Here is a 19,930-nt window from a genome sequence, read left to right on the forward strand (position 1 = left end):
AACTCGCACTCACCTTCGGCGCGTTCTCGTGCCCTCAAGCTGCGCCGGGTCACCTGCGCCCGCGAACCGCATCCGACCGACCGCGCGGCATCCTCCGTGATGGCCGTTCGCCGCCAGCACCGGCGCGTGCGCCGCGGGGGGCGAGACGTGTGGCTGGGCGGGTGAAGAGGGGCTACTTGACGGCGCCGGCGCTCAGTCCGGCGACAAAGTTGCGCTGCAGGAGCAGGAAGCCGATGACGACCGGGATGCTGACGACGACAGAGGCCGCCATGATCTGGTTCCAGTACACGTTGACTTGGGTCGAGTACTCGCCGAGTCCGACCGCGAGGGTGCGGCTTGTCTGCGTGGTCAGTACGGAGGCGAACAGCACCTCACCCCAGGCCGTGATGAACGAGTAGACCAGCACCGCGACGATTCCGGGGCGTGCCACGGGCAGGATCACCCTGAGCAGGGTGCCGATGGCGGAGGCGCCGTCGACTTTGGCGGCTTCGTCGAGTTCGCGCGGAATGTTGTCGAAGTAACCCGTCAGCATCCAGATGGCGAACGGCAGTGTGAACGTCAGATACGTGATGATCAGACCGAGGTAGCTGCCGATGAGCTGCACGCCGAGGGTCTGCGAGATGTTGATGAAGATCAGGTACAGCGGCAGTAGGAAGAGTACGCCCGGGAACATCTGGGTCGACAGGATGGTCGTGGTGAACGCAGTTCGCCCACGGAACCTGTACCTCGACACCGCGTACGAGGCGAAGACCGCGATGATGACGCTGATCACGCTGGCCGAGGTCGACACGATGACGCTGTTGACGAAGTACGACGCGAGCGGGATCGTCGACCAGATGTCGATGAACGGCTGGATGGTGAAGTTCGTCGGCCACCAGGTGAACTGGCCCTGAACGTCGACCAGCGGTTTCATCGCCGAGGTGACCATGACATACAGCGGCAGCACCACGAACACCGCGAGGACGGCCAGCGTGACGATGCGGAATGTCTTGAATCCTGTTGTTTCACGCACGACGGGACCTCCGATTGATGGACACGAGATAGATCGCCGAGACGAGCATCAGGAAGAGCAGGAGCAGCACCGACATCGCCGCGCCGAAACCGAAGTTCAAGGTGATGAACGAGGTGTTGTAGATGTGGAACGAGATGAGGTCGCCCGCGGGCGGCTCGCCGCCACCGAACAGGATGAACGGTGTGTTGAAGTCGTTGAAGGTCCAGAGGAACAGCACGAGCAGCAGCACGTTGTTCACGGCACCGAGACCCGGCAACGTGATGTTGCGCCACTGCCGGAAGGGCTTCGCTCCGTCGAGGGATGCGGCCTCGTAGAGGTCTTCGTTGATGGTCTGCAGACCCGCCATCAGCATGAGGAAGGCGAACGGCCAGAGCTTCCAGATCGCCACAATCACCATCGCACCGAAGGCGTTGTTGCCGATCAACCAGAACGGCGGGTTGTTCGGGTCGATGAGATGCAGGCTGCCGAGGATCTGGTTGATCACACCGGTGTTCTGCTGGAACATGAACTTCCAGGTGATGATTCCGGCGTACATCGGCACGGCGTAGGGAATCAGAAACATCGTCCTGAAGATCGCCCGGCCGCGGAAGGCCTTCTGCAGCGCCACGGCGGCGGCCATGCCGAGACCCCAGGAGAGGCCCACGACCAGAACGGTGAACCCGCAGGTGATGAGGAACGACGACAGCAGGGCCTGGCCCTGGGCGCCGTCGAAGTTCACCGCGATCTGATAGTTGCCGAGGCCGACGAAGGGCGCTGCCGACCAGTTGGCGATGTAGAACTGGGTCAGCTTGATGAAGCTCATCCAGATTCCGACGACCATCGGAATGACGTGGATCAGCAGTTCGAAGACGATCGCAGGGGCGATCAGGGCGAAAGGCAGCCACCAGCCCTTGGGCCGCTTTTTTGCGGATGGCTTCACCCGGTTCGGCCCGGAGGCCGCCCGCATGGGGGCGGCCTCCGGCTTCTCGGTCGTGAGCACCATCAGTTGGATGCCGCAACCTTCTCTTGCGCGGTACTGAGTGCGCTCTCGATGTCAGACGTGCTCACTGAGCCGCCCGTTGCCACCGTGGCGAAGAGCGTGTTCATCGCATTGCCCACCTCGGTCTCGAAGGAGGCCTCGAGTGGAACCGTCGGCAACGGCTCCGAGAGGTTGTTGTAGATGTTCGAGAACGTCGTGGCGATGGCCGGGTCGGTCGTGAACGTGGGTGTGGCGTCCTTCAGTACGGGGATGGAGCTGAACGGCTTGCCGAGGGCCGACTGGGTGTCGGCGCTGGTGATGAAGTTCACGAACTTCAGGGCAGCATCCTTGTTCTTCGTGTTCTTGAAGACCGAGAGGTTGATGCCGGCGATGAAGCTGGCGGCGGGCTTGCCTGCGGACGGAGCTGGAATCGGCACGACACCGTACTGGCTGGCATCCATTCCATCGGCCGTGAGATTCGCCTCGGCGTTGTTCTGGTTGAAGATCATGGCCGCGGTACCCTTGGCGAAGTTCGCGATCGACTCGGTGCCGGTGCTGTACTGCGCATCGGCCGGGTCAGCGATCTTGTCGGTCTGCATCAGGTCGAGGTAACGCTTGATGCCGTCGACGTTCTGGCTCTCGGTGAAGGTCGGGGTTCCGCTGCCGTCGAAGAACGAGCCGCCGTTCTGTGCCGACGTGATGAAGGCGAAGTGGTTGTTCTCGGTGTAGCTGCCCGCCTCGATCGAGGTGCCCCAGACACCCTTCGAGGGGTCGGTCAGCTTCTTGCCGTCGGCGACCATCTCCTCCCAGGTGGTCGGCGGGGTCAGGCCGGCCGCGGCGAACATAGCCTTGTTGTAGTAGAGCCCGTAGGCGTACCCATAGAGAGGAACTGATGTGGCCGTCTGGCCCGCCGCGCCGCCGGTACTCAGGGCAGTCGACGCGAACTTGTCGGCACCGCCGATGGCGCCCATGGCCGAGTCATCGAAAGGAAGAAACGCGCCGGTAGCCTGGAACGAGGTGGCCCAGGTGTTACCGATGTTGACGACGTCGGGGCCGACACCCGAGGTGACGGCGGTCTGGATGCGCGTCTGCAGGTCGTTCCAGCCGATGACTTCGAGGTTGACCTTGACACCGGTCTGTGCGGTGAACTTGTCGAGCAGCGGCTGCAGCACGTCTTTGTCGTTCTGCAGGCTGGTGCCCTGGTTGCTCGCCCAGTAGGTGATCGAGCCTCCAGCGTCGCCGCCCGAGCCGGAGCCGGTCGACCCCGAGCAACCTGCGAGCGTGAGTGCGGCGGCGGCGAAAATCGCTGCTGCGCCGAGAACGCGTTTCTTCATCTGTGACTCCTTTGTCGGTGTGTGTACAACGGTGGTTCCTGTGATCGGCCCGGTGATGCGTGTCGTTGTGCTGTCAGCAGTCTAGACATACTTACTGACTTGTTTGTAAATGAAATACATCACGATCCGGTAACGGCGTGACGGGTGAGAGATCGCGGCTCGAGAGGCCGACTCGCACGGCGAGATCGTCGCCGGGAATGAGCCATCCGTTGCGCTGAACGCTCCAGATCTCGACCTGCCGACGGGGAACACGGATGCACGTCTCCCCCTTCTGACCGGCCCCGATGTCGAGCAGAGCGAACCCCGCCAACCAGCGCACCGGCCGCTCGGGGTCGGGGTTCAGGCACTCGAGATACACCTGCACGGTAGCCCGGGAATCGCGTTCCCCCACGTTCGTGAGGTGAACCGAGACCGCCAGCGAACCGTCGCTGTGCCATTCGACGGTGTCGACGGCGGGAGTATTCCAGGCGCCATAGCCGATTCCGAAGCCGAAGGGGCGGGCCGGGGTGCGCTCGAGGCGATCCCAGCCGCGGTAGCCGACGTCACCACCCTCGGCGTAGTCGATCACGCCGTCGAGGGGATGGGCATCCGGAACCGGCACATCGTCGAATCGGCCCGGCAGCGTCCACGGCAGGTGCCCGCTCGGCTCGATACGCCCCACGAGGGCGTCGGCCAGGCCGTTGCCCGCCTCCTGGCCGGGCAGCCACCACCAGAGGGTCGCAGCAACCTCGTCGAGCCATGGCAGAAGCACGGGCGCGCCGGCATTCACCACCACGACGGTTCGCGGGTTGGCCTCGAGTACCCGCCTGACCAGCTCGTTCTGGCGGCCGGGCAGGTCGAGCGAGGGGCGATCCCAGCCCTCAGATTCGGTCTCCTCGGTGGTTCCGACCAGCACGATCGCCACCTCGGCCCGCCTGGCCGCGTCGACAGCCGCAGTGATTTCGACATCGAGGTCGAGATCAGCGCTCTCGTGTCGCAGTTCGAAGCGCACGAACGTACCGTACGCCTCTGCGTCGACCACCTGCAGCCGGGCGTCGATGTCGACTGTCACGGGGTCTTCGGCGACGACGAATCGGCGCGCGGGGCCGACCGGATGATTGGCTGACGAGTTCAGGATGACGTTCGCGTTCGCGATCCCGGCCGCGCTGGAAACGAGCTCACCGTCGAACCGCACCTCGTGGGCACCGGAGACGCCGACCTCGAGCCGGTTCGAGCCGGGATGAGTCAACCGGATGACGGCACGGATGCGCGCCGACCGCGCCTCGATCGGTACGTTGCGATTCCACGACTCCGATCCGTCGACGAGGCGTGATTCGCCGAGCGGATGCCCGTGCTGGTCGAACAGCGACAGTTCGTAGCCCGGCCGCCCATCTGGCGTCGTCACGAGGGCGGGAACGATTGCCGGCGCGTGAACCCTGCTCGTGCCGCCACGCAGCACCTCGAGCCGAGCGGCCGGAAATGTCTCCCGCAGCGCCGCTTCTGGCGTCGAGGCGTAGGGTGCCTGAACGAAGGCGCTGCCCCCGCCCTGCACGAAGGGCTGCACCGCAGCCGGCCCGACGAGCGCGATGCTTTCGACCACGTGCGGGTCGAGCGGCAGGATGCCGTCGTTGCCGAGCACCACGATCGACCGGGCAACCGTCTCCCGCAGCAGGGCGCGCGTCGCGGGGGCAGAGTGCAGGGCATCCGGAGCATCGCGGCTTTCGCTCCGCTCCGAGGCCGAGGCCGAGGCCGAGGAGAGCTTCGCACGCCTGCCGACGGCACCGACCCGCTCGCCGAGACGCACGATGCGCTCCACCTTCTCGTCGATGACCGACTCGTCAACCAGTCCGTCCGTCACGGCCCGCACGAGCTTCTCCTGCCACGGACCTCCCGGCCCGGGCATCACGAGGTCGAGTCCGCCGAGAGCCGATTCGACGGTCGAGGTCGTCGCGAGCCAGTCGCTAACGACGACACCGTCGAAGCCCCACTCGCCCTTCAGCACGTCGTTCAGCAGGTGGTCGTGCTCGGTCGCCGGCCCCGCTGTCGTGCCGTCGTCCACCCCGTTGTAGGCAGCCATCACCGACCACACCTTCGCCTCGCGAACGACGGTCTCGAAGGGAGCGAGGTAGGTCTCGCGCAGCACCCGCTCGCTGACCTTCGCGATGTAGGTCGTTCGGTCGGTCTCCGATTCGTTGCCGACGAAGTGTTTGACCGACATGCCGACGCCGCCCGCCTGTACGGCGGCCACGTAGCTCGACGCGATCACCCCCGTGAGCAGCGGGTCTTCGGAGTAGCACTCGAAGTGCCGGCCACCGACGGGGGTGCGCTGCAGATTGACGACCGGAGCGAGCACCAGATCGATGCCCTTGCGACGAGCTTCGCCGGCGATGAGGGTGCCGAGCCGGGAAGAGAGGTCGGTGCTCCAGGTTGCGGCGATCGCGCTCGGGCTCGGCAGCTGAGCCGCGTCGGTCGAGACCTGTTCGATGCCCCGGATGCCGATGGGCCCGTCTGAGAGCACGATGGGCGAGAGATCGAGCTCGGGAACGGCGAAGAGAGTCCACGACGTTTCTCCGGTGAGCAGGCGCACCTTCTCGATCAGCGACAGCGCCCCGATGCGCGAGCGGAGACCGTCGCCGTCTGCGGCGCTCGACCGGGAAGCGGCTGTAGTCGCTGCGAAAGCGTTCATGTCTATACTCCAAGTTGTGTGAGTCTTCGCTTCGTCGCGTTGATTCGCGTTCACACTACCGCCATACTTACATATGAGTCAGTAAGTATTGGACCACCAATTCGCGTGGCGGTGCGCGCAGCAGACGCTACAGGGAGGCCACAATGGCAGCGACCCGGGCAACCGCCCGCCAGCCCGCCGCGGCGGACCGCGTTGTGAAGCCCCACGGGCCGACGGCGGCGAAGCGCGAACGCATCCTCGAGGCCGCCATGGCCGTGTTCGGCGCCTACGGCTATCACAAGGGCGCGCTGGTCGAGGTTGCCGAGCGCGCAGGCATGACCCACGCGGGCGTGCTGCACCACTTCGGCAGCAAGGAAGGCCTGCTGGTCGCCGTGCTGCAGTACCGCGACGGCGAGGCGGTGGCTGGCCTCGACGCCCGCGAGCAGGTCGAAGGCCCGGCATTCCTTCGTCATATCCTCGACACGGTGAAGGAGAACACCGAGCGACCCGGTGTGGTGCAGGCTTATACGGTGCTCTCGGGCGAGAGTGTCACCGACGGGCATCCTGCCCAGGAGTACTTCAGGGAACGGTTGCGCACGCTGCGGCACAAGATAGAGCGCACCCTTGCCGAGGTGACCGGGAACTCCGATCCCGCCGAGCTGCGCGACGCCGCGAACACACTGGTCGCGGTGATGGACGGGCTGCAGGTGCAGTGGCTGCTCTCACCCGACGAGGTGGACATGACCCGCACGGTCAAACGCACTCTCGACATGCTGCTCGATCGGTTGAGCGCCGCCTGACAGCCCGGGGGCTCCGGGGTCATTCGTTTTGTGCAGATGATCCCTGGCGTCCGGTTTGCTTGACACCCGCCGGAGGATTGCCAGCGTGCACGATGACTGACCGGCTTACGGGTAGCGGTAGTCCGCTTTGCGGGCACACCGAGGACGACATCAGCTATTTCGGTCCGGCGACGCCAATGAGATTGCCCTCCGGGTCGGTGAACTGGCCGACCGTCACGCTTCCGTTGGGATTGGCCGCCGGGCCCATCGTTCGCGTCCCGCCCAGGCTCTCCGCGCGCTGCAGTGCCTCCTCGACATCTTCGACCCCGACGTAGAAGAGGGTGCGCGGGCTGAAACTGGACCCCCCTCCGAACCCACCGGGGATTCCGGTGTGATCAGGTGTCTCGACCTTATCGTGGAAGCTATAGCGCCCTGGTTCGGAGACGCTGGATGCCGCGTCCGCGGGCGATGATTCCCAACCGAACAGCCTTCCGTAATACGCACGCAGGGCCTCAGGGTCCCTCCCGATAATCTCGAAATGCACTATAGGCCGAGTCATGGTGCGACCCTACGCCAGACAGCCACGTGGCGCGAGTCGAACCGGTATTTTTCGAAATGACTCATCGGTGCCAATACAGCCCAGCGAGAGCCCGGTGTCAGCGAAGCAGGGAGCTCGGCATCAAGCGGGAATGCATCACCGACAGTGTCACCGAACGAAGAGCCGCCGGTAGAGGTCTCGGTGGTTGTCGGTAGGAGTTTGCGGAGTTCGTGTCGTTCCTGCAATTCGACGAAGAGATACGCCGGGGGCGCCGCTCCTAGCCGCCGATGCGGGCGACCGTGTCGAGGCGGGTCTGGCGTGAGAAGAGTAGGAGCCCTGCGTCTTCAAATCGCTGCACCATTGGCTGTTCAATGCCGCTGTCGGTTATGACTCCGGCGAGGTCGGTGAGTGCGCATACCGAGCGCAGCGCCTTCTTGCCGATCTTCTCGCTGCCGGCTACGACGAAGGCGCGTGTGGCGTTCGCGATCATGCTCTGCTTCACGGCGGTGTCTTCAACTGAATAGTCCGTGACGCCGTCCTCGATGCTGACGCCGCCAGCTCCAATGAACGCGACGTCGGCATGGAATGCGCGGGTCTGTTTTTCTGCATCGGGACCCGACGTCGTGAACTCTCCGACGCGGATGGTGCCCCCGAGCAGTTCAATCCGGATGTTCCCGCGTTCCCCGAGGATGAAGGCGACGTACAGACTGTTGGTGATGATCGTTCCGTGAAAGCTTGACGGCAGCGCTTCTGCGATCGCTTCGATGGTGGTTCCGACGTCGAGGAACAGGGCGTCGGTGGGCTGGATCAGCTCGACGGCCGCTAGTGCGATTTCGCGCTTCTCAGCGCGCTGGAAGACGGTTCGACTTGCACGGTCGGGCTCGGGGTGTCCCCAGCCAAACCAACGGTCGACATCGAGCGTGGTCGCGCACTGGCCCTACGTGGCGTCGCTAACCTACGAGGCGTCGCTAAACGGCGAGCCGGCCTCCGTCGACAGGGAGGACAACGCCGTGGATGTGCTTGGCCTGCTCGGAGGCAAGGAAGACGATCGCGTCGGCGACATCCTCTGGGTTCCCCGGCCGACCCGCGGGAGTAGTCGCGGCGAGCTGGTCAAGGCCCTCGCCCATGCCGACGGTTCCCTCGGTCCGGGTCGGACCAGGGCTTACGGCATTCACTCGCACCCCGCCGGGACCGAACTCGGCTGCCCACGATTTCGTCAGCAGCTGAAGGGCCGCCTTGCTGGCGCCGTAGAGCGCCATTCCGGCCATCCCGAAACTAGCCACCATAGTGGTGACATTCACTATCGCGCCGCCCCCGTTGGCGGTCATCGCCGGAACCAGTGCCGCGACCAGCAGGAACGGAGCCTTGATGTTGACGGCGGCGACCGTGTCGAGATCTGTGTCAGACACCTCGGTCGTCGGTCCGAAGGGGAAGACGCCTGCGTTGTTCACGAGAATGTCGATCCGACCGCCCGCGAGACCTAGGGCCTGCTCCGCAAGCTTATGGACGCTCCCCGCCTTAGATAGGTCTGCCGCCACGAAGTCGGCCTTCCCGCCGGCGTCTCGGATGGACGCGACTGTCGCGTCTCCGCGCTGGGCGTCACGCCCGCTGACGATGACGTGTGCGCCCACGGCAGCCAGTTTCAGCGCCGTTGCCCGGCCGATACCGCTCGTCGAGCCGGTGACAAGGGCTGTCTTGCCGGTCAAGTTGTTGGTCATTTCGATCCTCTCAAAGGGTGAATACTGCCATGGTCGTACGCCAAAAATGGAGTGTCAACTACAAAACTGGTAGCCTTGCGTCATGACGAAGACAGCAGGTCGAGATCATGGCGCCCGTACTTTCACCGTGAAGGGGCAGGCGACACGCACCCGGATCGTCAAATCCGCGTCCCGGCTGATCGCGGAACAAGGTATGGAGCGGGCGACTCTCGAAGAGATTCAAGGCGAGGCGGGGGTGAGCGCGTCGCAGCTGTACCATTACTTCGCAGACAAGAGCGCCTTGATTCTGGCGGTCGTTGAGGACCAGACCGATGTTGTCCTCGGCTCACATCGCGCGCTTCTGCAAAACCTGGACAGCTTCCAGGCTCTGCACGAGTGGCGGGACATGATTGTCGATTCACTTGAAGCGCAACATTGTGTGGGCGGGTGTCCGCTCGGTTCTCTGACCGGCACTCTCGCCGAGTCGAACCCGCTCGCCCGCCAAGCGCTCAAGAACTCCTTTACCGAGTGGGAACGCCTCCTCCGCACAGGGCTGAACGCAATGCGCGAACGAGGGCAGCTACGGAAGGACACCGACACCGAAGGACTCGCCGTGAGCTTGCTCGCCGCAGTTCAAGGCGGCCTACTGCTCAGTCAAACGCGCCGCGACTCCAGCGCCGTGCGCATCGCCCTCGACTCCTCCATCGCCTACCTTTATACGCTGCGCCCCTGAACGTTGAATATCGAGCGCGCTCTGAAGGGACCTCTTCCGACTCACGCGACGCCGGCCAAAAGAGACGCCCCTTCAGCCCCTAGGCAGGCCCGACGCCCCTAATCGACATGGCGGTACCGGTCTTCCCGTGCTTCCCCGGGTGAGTGTAGGGCTGCTTGTTCCGTGCGGGTAGTTCTGTGTTCGTTCCGTTCCCGAGGCGGCTCCCTAGGGGCGTCCACGGGGTCAACACGACAGCAGCTCTACCCGCGTGCTCCACAACTGCGTCGACGAGCGTAGCGGCGGCATTCTTGCGGAGCCACCGGGCGCGGACTTCCTCCTCTGCAGTCCGGATCCGTCGTGATCTCTTCGTGTTCAGCGAGAGCGCTCGCCCACCAGAAGCTTCGCACCGCGTGATTCGAGATCGGCTTAGGTGGGGCGAAATGAACCGCAGCAATCAGCGCGATTACGAGAGGGTCGGCAGGCCAACTTAGTCTGATCATCGTTCGACCCCACTCACGGGGACCGGCGCGCGCATTCGAACGTACCGGCGCGATCCTCGCGCCACTCGCCGTCCGCATTGCCGGGTGCATGCGTTGCGCGAGCGCGAAACGATCGAGGCGGTAGGCGGCGGAATGCATTTCTCAGCCCTGCGGGTTTTGCCGTGGGAAGCAGCTCAGCTCAGGGCTTCTAACTGGTGACGAGGCCCTTGGTGAGCAGGATGTTGCCGAAGGGTCGCGTCTCGCCGGTTCGGACGAGGAGCGAGGCTGTTCTTGATCGTGCATAGAAGGCTTCGCGGCCGAGAGAAGTGACGTTTTCGGGCTGCAGATGCGCCGCATTCCGAAGTTCGCTCAGCACAGCGTCAGCGGCTGATGGAGCGTCCATCACCCAAGCACAGATGCCCTCATCCAGAGGGAAGACCGACGTGACCGCTCGCACGGCTTGCGGCCCGCGGATGCCTGGCAGAGCGAGTCGACTGCCGACATTCTCGAAAAGCGGAAAATGGGCGTCACTGACAAGCAGCGTGTCGCCGTGCCCCATCGCATCGAGTCGCCAGAGCAGCTCCCCGGTGAGGAGCGGGTCGATGCCGATCAGCAATGCGTCATCCTTTGCTGCCCGTGGTCTTGAGGGAGTCCACAAGCCAGCGCTGGCCGAGAAGAAAGACGATGATCGTCGGTACAGCGGCCACGAGCGATCCCGCCATGATGAGGCCCCAAGCCGAGGAGTACTGCCCCTGCAGGGTCGAGATGCCGAGCTGGATGACGTCGAGATTGGGGCTCTGCGTGATCGTCAACGGCCAGAGAAATGAGTTCCAGTTTGCCAGAAAGAAGAGCACGGCCAGCGAAGCCAGAATTGGCTTGCTGAGGGGCAGGATGACGTGAAGGTATATCCCCCCATAACCGCAACCGTCGAGTTCCGCGGCCTCCTCCAGCTCTTTTGGAATGTTCAGGTAGTACTGCCTGAGTAGGAAGATGCCGAACGCATTGAAGATGACCGGCACGATCAGGCCCGCGTAGGTGTCGACGAGCCCGAGCTGCTTCACGATCATGAACAGCGGAACGAGAATCACCGGCAGCGAGACCAGCATCGTAGAGATCATGAGCAGGAACACCGTGCCGCGGCCTGTGAACCGCAGTCGGGCCAGCGCGTAGGCCGCCATCGAGTGGAAGAGCAATGCGGCCAGCGTCACCGCGATCGAGACGATAGCGCTGTTCATCAGGTAGAGCGGGAACGGCACTTGCGTGAGCACCTGGCTGAGATTGTCGAAGGTGAACGAGGAACTCAACCCAGGCGAGAACGTTTGGTCTGCAGGTCGCAGCGCCCCGATGATCAGCCAGATGATCGGGAACATCGTGATCAGGGCGAGTATCCACGCAATGACAGCCCGGATGATCGTGGACCTGCGTTCTGAACTCGCAAACCTGGCGCGCCGCCGTGCCCGGGGAACCGATGCGGCGAGAGTGCGGGGAGCGTGGTGGCTGATTTGGGCTTGCGCTGATTCTGCTTGCGTCATGCTTGGGACTTCCGTTTCAGTCTGCGTCGGCATTGAAGCGACCGCCTCTCGTTACCAGCAACATGGCGCCGGTCACGATGACAAGGAACGCAACAAGCAGGGTCGTTATCGCGGCTGCGTAGCCGTAGTCGCCGAAGGTGAATGCCTGTTGGTAGATGTAGAAGACGACGGTAGTGGTCGCGTTGGCTGGCCCACCCTTCGTCAGTATGTAGACGAGGTCGAACGCCTGCACGCCGGTCACTGCGGCGACTATCGAGACGACGAGGACGAAGAAGCTCGTCGGAGCGAGCAGCGGCCAGGTGATTTTCGTGAACCGTTGCCATGCGGAGGCGCCATCGATTTTCGCTGCCTCCATGTATTCGTTCGGAATGTCAGTCAGTCCGCCGAGGAACAGGAACATCTGGTACCCCATCGTGAACCAGATACTGATCACGATGAGGGTGCCGAGCGCGAGGCTCGGTGTGCCGAGCCAGGAAACATCTTGAAGTCCGAAAATACCCCCGAGGTTTGTCAGAACGCCCTGCTTGTCGACCAACATGAACTGCCAGAGAACACCGATGACGACAAGGCTGAGCACGTTCGGAAGAAAGAAGATCGCCCTGACGACTCCGACGCCCGGGAACCGGTCTTTGACGAGCATCGCTAGGGCGAGGGCCACCACGAAGGTCACCGGAACGAAGACGATGAGCATGGTGAGGGTGACTCCGACACTCTGCCAGAGCAGCGTGTCGGAGCCCATGCGTTGAAAGTTCTTCAGCCCCACGTATACATAGTCACCAAAGCCGCTCACGCTGAACAGCGAGACTCCGATCGCGAGCAGGATGGGAATGCCCACAAAGACCGTGAGCCCTATCCCATCGGGCAGAAGGAACAGGAACGCTGCGCGCGCCTCTCGGCGCCGGCGGCGTTTCGCCATTCCTCCGGCCTTCACGGGCAGTGCCGAATGGTTGCCGGCGGGCGCGGTGGCGCCCGCCGGGTTGGAAACGCCTGAAGCGCGGGTGGCAAGGTTTGTCGACACTATACGATCGGAGCTCCCGAGTAGGACGACAGGTAAGCGTTGATCGTGTCGGAGGCCGCAGCGGCCTGACTGGCGGCATCTTTGCCACCGAGCTGAACAGCCTGGATAGCATCTTCGATGGGCTTGATGATCTCCGGGGGGTACCGCGGCTCGCCGCGGCCATTGGGTGCGACCACGTTCAGAAAGAAGGCCATGTTCGGGTCGGAGAAGGCGCCCTTGGCGTTCGCGGCGTCTTGCACTGAGGAACGAACGGGGATGTTGGTCTTGGCGACAGTGTTCCAGGTTCTGCCGCGTTCGATGCTGTCAGCCGACATGGAACCGAGCGCCCAGGCGATGAAGTCGGCGGCCGCCGAGGGGTTTCCTCCCTTGGCATTGGCGCAGAACGACCAGCCACCCAGAGTTGTGGCGGACGTACCGCCGGACGGGGTAGGTATCTCGAAGATACCGTAGTCGACATTCGGGGCCATCTGCTTCATCGCCGCGATGTTCCATACGCCCGACTGCTGCATCGCGACGTACCCGGCGCCCAGGTTGGCTGGCAGGTCGGGGCCTCCATTGCCGAGCAGCTTCTTCGGTGCCACGCCGGTGGAGATCGAGTCTCCCCAGAACGTCAGGGCGTCAGTGACGGCCTTCGAGTTGAACGTGCTTGATTTGGCATCGGCACTGACGGGCTGCCCGTCACCTTCCCACATAAAGGGGTACCACGTGAAGTTCTGGTAGTAGCCGGGCGTCGTTTCAAAGCCCACCCCAAATCGAGACGGGGTGGTGAGCTTTTTGGCGACCGTCAGCAGGTCGTCCCACGTTTTGGGAACATCGGCGTCAGTGAGCCCAACCTCGGCGAAGGCAGACTTCGAGTAGAACATCGCCAGCGGCTCGCTCTCCATCGGCAGCGCGAAGACTTTGTCGTCGACCTTTCGGGTATCGAGAGTTCCCGGCAGAAAGTCCGAGACGACGGCCGGGTCGAGCTTGGGTGTCAGTTCCTGCAACACGCCGCCGTTGTAGTAGCGAAGAAAGTCGCCGGGGCTCAGCAGGAAGACATCGGGGCCGCTGCCGCTCGCGAACGCGGTCTGAAGGGTGTTGCCGTTGACGTAATCATTCTGAGCGATGTAGCGCAGTTTGATCTTGACCTCGTTGGTGGCGTTCCAGTCGTCTGCCAGCTTGACGAACCACTGGCTCTGCGGGTTGTTGTCGGGAGCCGGGCCGTAGAAGTTCCAGAAGGTGATCTCCTTGGCTGTTCCGCCTCCTGCCGGGCCACCCGTGCTGCACGCCGAGAGCAGCGGCGCCAGAGCACCGAGTGCGAAGATTCCGGCGGTGCCCTGCAGCAAGCTGCGGCGACTTACCAGAGCGGAAAAGGGGCCGTCCTGCGACGATGGTGACTTCACTGTTGTGCCTCCATTGGTACAAAGTTTGAATCAGGATTACGAACACCCCAAGTGAATCGAAAAGCTTTGTCAGGCTTTGTAATCGATTTCAAGCGGGTCTTGAACATTGAAACATAAGCATGCCGGAAGGTCAATCCCAATCGGCCCAGTTCGACTGAAATCGATTGCACAAATCGTTCCAACGCTCACTGGGGAGAGCGTGCAGGGGTCGCTCCGACATCGGGAACGGCATCCGTGCCGATGTGGATCTCCATGGCGTCTGGGGTGGGAACGGGTGGCCGATTCGTCGCCGGTCGGTCGAGATAGAAAAGTGATGTTGACGCCACGTCGTCCTGTAGCGGCAGGTAGCGCCAACCGCTGCGCCAACCGAGCGCCTGGATGTCGACTCGCAACCGATCGGTGAAGAAGATCGGGTCGAGGAGGTGCCACCGATACATCCCGAACCGCTGCTGGCTGAAGTACAGCCCGTCAGGCTTCAGCACCTGCGGCATCCCGAGGTACGGCGTGGAGAATTCCGTATAACCAGCGCCGGGCACGTCGAAGTTCCACGCCCCGCCGAAATAGTCTTCGGTTCCCGTTCCGGCGATGGTCGGATACTCGTCATCGTCGTCTAGGTAGAACTTGATCTCACCCTCACCCCACCAGCCATTGCTGTTCACACCCCACGCCAGATACGTGCCGACATAGTGCCCGGCGCCTTCGATGCCATCGAGGAGAGTGTGGGTCTTCAGGTATTCGACCGGATTGCTCCGCCTCCACTGGGCGTGCAAGTAGGCGTCGTTCGAATAATCCCCGCCGATTTCGTAAGTGATCTGGTAGTACACCCGGGTCTCGACGACCGAAGTGTTCTCGAGAGTCAAACGCGCTCCAGCACGAAAGGGCATCGGCCAGTACGAATTGAAGCCGCCGTGCGGGTTCGCGGCGATGGCCTGCGAATTCACCTGGCTGAAGACGCCCCAACCATTGCAGAAGAAATCGCCCAGAGGAACCTCGATGGCCGGCTCAGTACTGTCGTCCCAGAATGCACGGAACAACAGCGTGCGCCAGTTGTCGGTGTGCGTGGTCATCCAGATGTGGGTGATCTTGCCGGGCCCGGCAATGCTCGCCAGATCGAATGTCTCGCCCGGTGCGATGTCGACGCTCGGCGAGATCTTCCACCCCGGGCCGAGATCACGGGCGCTGGCGGCCCCCGTTCCGCTCGTCGCACGTGCACCACCGCCCACGGATCCATCGAAATTCTCGGGGCTGATAGAGCGGGTCGAGAGAGTTCGGAGCTGGGAAATGCTGCTGAATTCTGGGCTGGGGAGGGGCACTTTCCTGGCTTTCTAAGGGTGTGGGGAACCGACTTTTGCAATCGATTTCATCACTGTAGAGTGAGTCCATAGGGGTGTCAACCGCGAGGACGCGCCAGCCCATCTTGACACGATGCGGATGCACATCCTCGACTCGAACAACGAATCTGCAGGGGTCACTATGTCGACGATCTACGAAGTTGCCGCCAAAGCCGGAGTCTCACCGGCGACAGTGTCGCGGGTGCTCAACGGGCTCAAAGTCTCGTCGGCCAAGTCTGACGCGGTACGAGCGGCGGCGGCAGAGCTGTCGTTCTCGCCGAACAAAACAGCCAGGTCATTACGCAAGCAGAACTCCGAGGTAATCGCTCTCGTGATTCCCGACATCGAGAATCCGTTCTTCACGGCTCTCGCCCGCGGGGTGGAGGATCGTTTGCGGGAGGCAGGGTTCTCGCTGGTGCTGTGCAACACCGACGACGACACCGAAACTGAAGCGAAATACTTCGAGATCGCCGTATCGGAGAACATGGCCGGAGTCATCTTGGTGCCTGCGGCTGACCACACTGACCTCTCTCCGCTTCTCTCCCGCAACCGCCCCGTCGTGGCAGTCGACCGCAGTACGGGCCACGACATCGACGTCGTGACGATGGAGAACCGGGCAGCCGGGCTGTCTGCAACCCGCGCCTTGCTCGCCAGCGGGTACTCGAGAGTCGCCTGTATCGCCGGCCCACGTGGAATCGAGACCGCCGATGACCGCAGTGGCGGCTGGCAGGACGCATTGAACCTCGCGGACCGTGCGGCCGACCCGACGTATCTCTGCCACGCGAACTACCGTGTCGACGGCGGTCGGGCTGCGATGCTTGAACTCCTCTCCCTCGCCGATCCTCCCGACGCGGTTGTCGTCACGAACAATCTCATGGGCGTCGGAGCCCTGCAGGTGCTCTCTGAAGCGGGTATGGCTCCCCCCGCCTTCGGCGTCGCCGTCATCGGTGACCTTCCGTTCACGACTCTCGATCCCACCTCGGTGACGATCGTGCATCTGCCGGCCCGGAATCTCGGTGTGACCGCCGCATCGATGTTGATCGAACGGATCAATGGCGACCGGCAATCGCCCCGCACTGTCGTTCTGCGCAACGAGGTCGCGATCGCCGTCGGCGGAGTCCCGACCCGCTGACCGGGATCGAATACAGGCGGAAGGTTACCGTGCGGCTTGCGTTTGAAATCGATTTCTGTAATCGTAGGAAACGGCCGCACGTCAGAGTCGATTTAAGCCGTAGTACTAGCTTGAAACCGATTGCGTGAAAAGAACTCCATAGAGCTCTTCGGTCTCGTTGCCGCACCAATTCGAGGAGATTCCTATTACTACGTACACATTGCCGCCCACCTCGTCGCGGTCAAGAGCCGCCGGTCAGAAGATTGCAGAGAAAACGGCCTATCTCGTTGCAAGCGGTGATCTCAGGGAGTCGGCGAACGTAGCCGGCTGGCCCGTGCAGGCTGCGCTCGAGACCGACCTGGCAACGGCGTTCGGCACACTGGGTTGGACAATCGTACGAGCCAACGACGTCGACCCCCTCCTCGGGCACGCCTTCATCCGCAGCCAGCGAATGGGCATGAGTGTCTTCCAGAACATTCCGGCCGACGCGCCGCTGATTGTGGCCGAAGCGGTGTGGCAGTACAGCCATCACGTGCTCGCCGGGTTGCGTTCGCACCGCGGCCCCATTCTCACGGTGGCGAACTTCGCACCCGACTGGCCCGGACTGGTCGGGCTGCTCGGGTTGAACGCGGGCCTGACGAAGATGAACGTCGCTTACTCGACGATCTGGAGCGTCGACTTCACCGATGACTGGTTCTTGAACGGAATCCGCGAATGGGCCGAGACCGGAACGATCACACACGACGCCTCGCACGTTTTCGCCCTGCCGACGCTGGATAGAAGCGACGAGAAGGAGCTGGGCGAGGCGCTGGCCGACGAGCTTCTCACCCAGAAGGCGATCATCGGAGTCTTCGACGAGGGGTGCATGGGCATGTACAACGCGATCATCGACGACGAACTCCTGAACCCTATCGGCGTGTATAAAGAGCGCCTGTCGCAGAGTGCACTGTGGGCCGAGATGCTGACTATCGATGATGATGAGGCGGCTGAGGTCGGTGCGTGGCTCGTCAGGCGCGGCATGAGATTTCGGGTCGGCACGAACGAGGCGACCGACCTGACCGCTGCCCAGCTCTGCCTGCAGTACAAGATGTACATCGCCGCACTGCGGATCAGCGACGATTTCGGTCTCGATGCGGTGGGCATCCAGTATCAGCAGGGCCTGAAAGACCTCTCCCCGGCGAGCGACCTCGTCGAAGGGCTGCTGAACAACGTCGACCGGCCGCCTGTTCGAAGCCGCGACGGCTCGAGAATCTTGTGGGAGGGCAAGGCGCTCCCACACTTCAATGAGGCGGACGAGGGTGTCGCCGTCGACGCGCTCGTCACCAACCGGGTGTGCCTGGCGATGGGCATCGACCCGGCCACCACGCTGCACGACGTCCGTTGGGGGGAAGACTTCGACGGACAATTCGTCTGGGTCTACGAGATTTCAGGTTCCGTACCGCCCGCGCACCTCGGGGGCTACCAGAATGCAGAAGGCTGGCGCCAGGACCCGGTTTTCTTCCCCGCGGGTGGAAGCACGATCAATGGAGTTTCTCAGCCCGGAGAGATTGTCTGGTCGCGGGTCTACATCGCCGACAACGTCCTCAATGTCGATATCGGACGAGCGAGCGTAGTCGACCTACCGGCGAGCGAGACCGAGCGTCGCAAACAGCTGACGAATCCCGAGTGGCCCTTGGCTTCGGTCGTTTTGCACGGTGTGAACCGAGACCAGTTCATGGCCAGGCACAAGGCAAATCACGCTCAGATCTTCTACGCGCCCGATGCCGAGACGGCTGACAGAGCACTCCGAGTGAAGGCCACGATGTTCGATCGGCTGGGTATTCGTGTCTTCCTCTGTGGAGACGTGAACCCGTGACGACTCCCGTCGTGCTCGGGGTCGACATCGGCACATCGAGCACGAAAGGCGTTCTGGTCGACTTCGCCGGCACAATCGTCGCGACGGTGGTGCTTGCACACGAAGTTACGCGACCGAACCCCGGATGGGTCGAGATGGAAGGCGCGGTCTGGTGGGACGAATTCTGCGCCATCGCCCGACAGATAGTCTCCGACGAGTTCTCGATCACCGCGGTCGGCGTCAGCGGCATGGGCCCATGCGCGCTCGTTACAGACTCGGCGTCGCACCCGCTCCGCCCCGCGATCCTGTACGGGATAGATTCGCGAGCATTCGCACAGATCTCGACTCTCAACGCCGCCCTCGATGCTGATGCGATCTTCGAGCGGTGCGGCTCGTACCTCTCATCGCAGGCGATCGGTCCGAAGCTGCTATGGATCAGGGAGACGGAACCCGAAACCTATCAGGCCATGGGCCGGCTGTATATGCCGAACTCGTGGCTGGCGTGGAACCTGACAGGCCGCTACGTGCTCGACCACCACTCCGCCAGCCAGTGCACGCCGCTCTACGACGCGCACTCGAACGACTGGTACCACCCGTGGGTGTCGGCCATCGCACCCGGGCTCGAGCTGCCGGAACTCGTCTGGCCGAGCGACGTCGTCGGCTCGGTGACCGCCGAGGCGGCACGTCAGACCGGGCTGCCCGCGGGCATCCCGGTTGTGGGTGGAAGTATCGACGCATGGATGGAGGCCGTGAGCGTCGACGCCGCGAACCCCGGCGACCTGATGCTCATGTACGGAACAACGATGTTCCTCGTCGCGACGACCGATGCGCGCACGTCATATCCGACCCTGTGGGGAACGGTGGGCGCGTTCGACGGCACGTTCAGTCTCGCCGGAGGCATGGCGACATCCGGCGCGATCACCGGCTGGCTCAGAGAGCTCTTCGGGTCGCCCGACTTCGCGAGCCTGACACGTGAAGCCTCAGCGTCCGGGGCCGGTGCCAGGGGAATTGCGATGCTGCCGTACTTCGCGGGCGAGCGCACACCGATCATGGACCCGCGGGCAAGGGGAACGATCGTCGGGCTGACCGTCGAACACACTCGGGGTGATCTGTACCGCGCCGCGTTGGAGGCGGTGGCGTTCGGGGTGCGGCACAACGTGGAAACGATGCGCGCCGCCGGGGTGGCCATCACGCGTATCGTCGCCGTCGGCGGCGGAACCCAAGGCTCCGTGTGGACCCAGATCGTGTCCGACGTGACCGGGCTGCAGCAGGTCATACCGCGCATCACCATCGGCGCAAGCTACGGCGCAGCGCTGCTCGCGGCATCGAGCATCGAACCCGTCGACATTACCCGCTGGAACCCCGAACTCGAGGTATGTCAGCCCGACCCGTGCCTGAGCGCACTCTACGACCAGCGGTATGCCCTTTATCGCGGGTTGTCGGAGCAGGTCTCCGAGATCTCGCACCAGCTCGCCGATTTTCAGCTGAACCCTTCCTGACCGTCTCTCTGTCTGTCCCGCACCGCCCCGTCGCTCACTCGTCCAGTCCCTCACCGTTCAAAGGAGAACA

Annotated in this window: 16 protein-coding genes and 1 pseudogene; 5 read left to right on the forward strand and 12 right to left on the reverse strand. The window is 63.3% G+C overall.

Translation table 11 applies throughout. The annotated features are described in order from the left end of the window. Positions 1 to 172 precede the first annotated feature (172 nt). The 4 genes from B7R22_RS14170 to B7R22_RS14185 all read right to left on the reverse strand — a co-directional run bounded on the left by B7R22_RS14170 (position 173) and on the right by B7R22_RS14185 (position 5,969). Positions 173 to 1,012 carry a carbohydrate ABC transporter permease gene (locus B7R22_RS14170; RefSeq protein WP_253259089.1) on the reverse strand — a complete coding sequence of 280 codons (840 nt, stop codon included), beginning with the start codon at positions 1,010 to 1,012 and terminating at the stop codon, positions 173 to 175. After that, positions 1,005 to 1,994, reverse strand: coding sequence for a carbohydrate ABC transporter permease (locus B7R22_RS14175; protein ID WP_116412359.1), 990 nt, complete (start codon positions 1,992 to 1,994; stop codon positions 1,005 to 1,007). Before B7R22_RS14175 ends, B7R22_RS14170 begins: the two co-directional genes overlap by 8 nt. Next, a complete protein-coding gene (locus B7R22_RS14180; RefSeq protein ID WP_116412360.1) occupies positions 1,994 to 3,304 on the reverse strand; it encodes an ABC transporter substrate-binding protein in 1,311 nt (436 codons plus the stop codon). Before B7R22_RS14180 ends, B7R22_RS14175 begins: the two co-directional genes overlap by 1 nt. Before the next feature lie 91 nt (positions 3,305 to 3,395). Next, positions 3,396 to 5,969, reverse strand: a complete 2,574-nt coding sequence (locus tag B7R22_RS14185; protein WP_116412361.1) for a beta-glucosidase family protein — start codon at positions 5,967 to 5,969, stop codon at positions 3,396 to 3,398. A 143-nt stretch (positions 5,970 to 6,112) separates the two neighbouring features. Between B7R22_RS14185 and B7R22_RS14190 the strand changes: the two genes are divergently transcribed. Then, positions 6,113 to 6,748, forward strand: coding sequence for a TetR/AcrR family transcriptional regulator (locus B7R22_RS14190; RefSeq protein WP_116412362.1), 636 nt, complete (start codon positions 6,113 to 6,115; stop codon positions 6,746 to 6,748). Positions 6,749 to 6,902: 154 nt separating this feature from the next. On the opposite strand, the gene B7R22_RS14195 is transcribed toward B7R22_RS14190, so the two are convergent. The 3 genes and pseudogenes from B7R22_RS14195 to B7R22_RS14205 all read right to left on the reverse strand — a co-directional run bounded on the left by B7R22_RS14195 (position 6,903) and on the right by B7R22_RS14205 (position 8,983). Then, a complete protein-coding gene (locus B7R22_RS14195; protein ID WP_116412363.1) occupies positions 6,903 to 7,286 on the reverse strand; it encodes a VOC family protein in 384 nt (127 codons plus the stop codon). A gap of 256 nt (positions 7,287 to 7,542) precedes the next feature. Continuing rightward, positions 7,543 to 8,103: pseudogene (locus tag B7R22_RS14200) on the reverse strand (DeoR/GlpR family DNA-binding transcription regulator); the annotation flags it as partial. A gap of 130 nt (positions 8,104 to 8,233) precedes the next feature. Further along, positions 8,234 to 8,983, reverse strand: a complete 750-nt coding sequence (locus tag B7R22_RS14205) for an SDR family NAD(P)-dependent oxidoreductase (protein WP_116412365.1) — start codon at positions 8,981 to 8,983, stop codon at positions 8,234 to 8,236. Between the two features lie 82 nt (positions 8,984 to 9,065). Between B7R22_RS14205 and B7R22_RS14210 the strand changes: the two genes are divergently transcribed. After that, a complete protein-coding gene (locus B7R22_RS14210) occupies positions 9,066 to 9,695 on the forward strand; it encodes a TetR/AcrR family transcriptional regulator (RefSeq protein ID WP_116412366.1) in 630 nt (209 codons plus the stop codon). Between the two features lie 666 nt (positions 9,696 to 10,361). Here B7R22_RS14210 and B7R22_RS14215 read toward each other — a convergent pair. From B7R22_RS14215 to B7R22_RS14235, 5 genes are all read right to left on the reverse strand, one after another. After that, a complete protein-coding gene (locus tag B7R22_RS14215) occupies positions 10,362 to 10,769 on the reverse strand; it encodes an RbsD/FucU family protein (protein WP_116412367.1) in 408 nt (135 codons plus the stop codon). 4 nt (positions 10,770 to 10,773) lie between these two features. Then, positions 10,774 to 11,685: a carbohydrate ABC transporter permease gene (locus B7R22_RS14220; protein WP_116412368.1), complete on the reverse strand. Its 912-nt coding sequence runs from the start codon at positions 11,683 to 11,685 to the stop codon at positions 10,774 to 10,776. A 16-nt stretch (positions 11,686 to 11,701) separates the two neighbouring features. Beyond that, the gene (locus B7R22_RS14225) at positions 11,702 to 12,703 is read right to left on the reverse strand and encodes a carbohydrate ABC transporter permease (protein WP_216363468.1); all 1,002 of its coding nucleotides are present in this window, start codon (positions 12,701 to 12,703) and stop codon (positions 11,702 to 11,704) included. After that, positions 12,703 to 14,028, reverse strand: a complete 1,326-nt coding sequence (locus B7R22_RS14230; protein ID WP_216363469.1) for an ABC transporter substrate-binding protein — start codon at positions 14,026 to 14,028, stop codon at positions 12,703 to 12,705. Before B7R22_RS14230 ends, B7R22_RS14225 begins: the two co-directional genes overlap by 1 nt. Positions 14,029 to 14,270: 242 nt before the next feature. Beyond that, positions 14,271 to 15,308: a glycoside hydrolase family 172 protein gene (locus B7R22_RS14235; protein ID WP_253259090.1), complete on the reverse strand. Its 1,038-nt coding sequence runs from the start codon at positions 15,306 to 15,308 to the stop codon at positions 14,271 to 14,273. Positions 15,309 to 15,516: 208 nt separating this feature from the next. Between B7R22_RS14235 and B7R22_RS14240 the strand changes: the two genes are divergently transcribed. From B7R22_RS14240 to B7R22_RS14250, 3 genes are all read left to right on the forward strand, one after another. Continuing rightward, positions 15,517 to 16,548: a LacI family DNA-binding transcriptional regulator gene (locus B7R22_RS14240; protein ID WP_253259091.1), complete on the forward strand. Its 1,032-nt coding sequence runs from the start codon at positions 15,517 to 15,519 to the stop codon at positions 16,546 to 16,548. Between the two features lie 313 nt (positions 16,549 to 16,861). Next, a complete protein-coding gene (locus B7R22_RS14245) occupies positions 16,862 to 18,382 on the forward strand; it encodes a fucose isomerase (RefSeq protein ID WP_253259092.1) in 1,521 nt (506 codons plus the stop codon). Then, positions 18,379 to 19,860 (forward strand): FGGY-family carbohydrate kinase, encoded by a 1,482-nt coding sequence (locus B7R22_RS14250; RefSeq protein WP_116412372.1) that lies wholly within the window; start codon positions 18,379 to 18,381, stop codon positions 19,858 to 19,860. Before B7R22_RS14245 ends, B7R22_RS14250 begins: the two co-directional genes overlap by 4 nt. Positions 19,861 to 19,930 lie beyond the last annotated feature (70 nt).

Source organism: Subtercola boreus (assembly GCF_003399635.1).
GTDB lineage: Bacteria > Actinomycetota > Actinomycetes > Actinomycetales > Microbacteriaceae > Subtercola > Subtercola boreus_B.

What these genes read in the sequence shown, in the direction of transcription:
- B7R22_RS14175 (WP_116412359.1), bottom strand. Translation starts at nt 1,994, where the DNA reads ATGGTGCTCACGACCGAGAAGCCGGAGGCCGCCCCCATGCGGGCGGCC.
- B7R22_RS14220 (WP_116412368.1), bottom strand. Translation starts at nt 11,685, where the DNA reads ATGACGCAAGCAGAATCAGCGCAAGCCCAAATCAGCCACCACGCTCCC.
- B7R22_RS14205 (WP_116412365.1), bottom strand. Translation starts at nt 8,983, where the DNA reads ATGACCAACAACTTGACCGGCAAGACAGCCCTTGTCACCGGCTCGACG.
- B7R22_RS14210 (WP_116412366.1), top strand. Translation starts at nt 9,066, where the DNA reads ATGACGAAGACAGCAGGTCGAGATCATGGCGCCCGTACTTTCACCGTG.
- B7R22_RS14185 (WP_116412361.1), bottom strand. Translation starts at nt 5,969, where the DNA reads ATGAACGCTTTCGCAGCGACTACAGCCGCTTCCCGGTCGAGCGCCGCA.
- B7R22_RS14195 (WP_116412363.1), bottom strand. Translation starts at nt 7,286, where the DNA reads ATGACTCGGCCTATAGTGCATTTCGAGATTATCGGGAGGGACCCTGAG.
- B7R22_RS14190 (WP_116412362.1), top strand. Translation starts at nt 6,113, where the DNA reads ATGGCAGCGACCCGGGCAACCGCCCGCCAGCCCGCCGCGGCGGACCGC.
- B7R22_RS14240 (WP_253259091.1), top strand. Translation starts at nt 15,517, where the DNA reads ATGCACATCCTCGACTCGAACAACGAATCTGCAGGGGTCACTATGTCG.
- B7R22_RS14180 (WP_116412360.1), bottom strand. Translation starts at nt 3,304, where the DNA reads ATGAAGAAACGCGTTCTCGGCGCAGCAGCGATTTTCGCCGCCGCCGCA.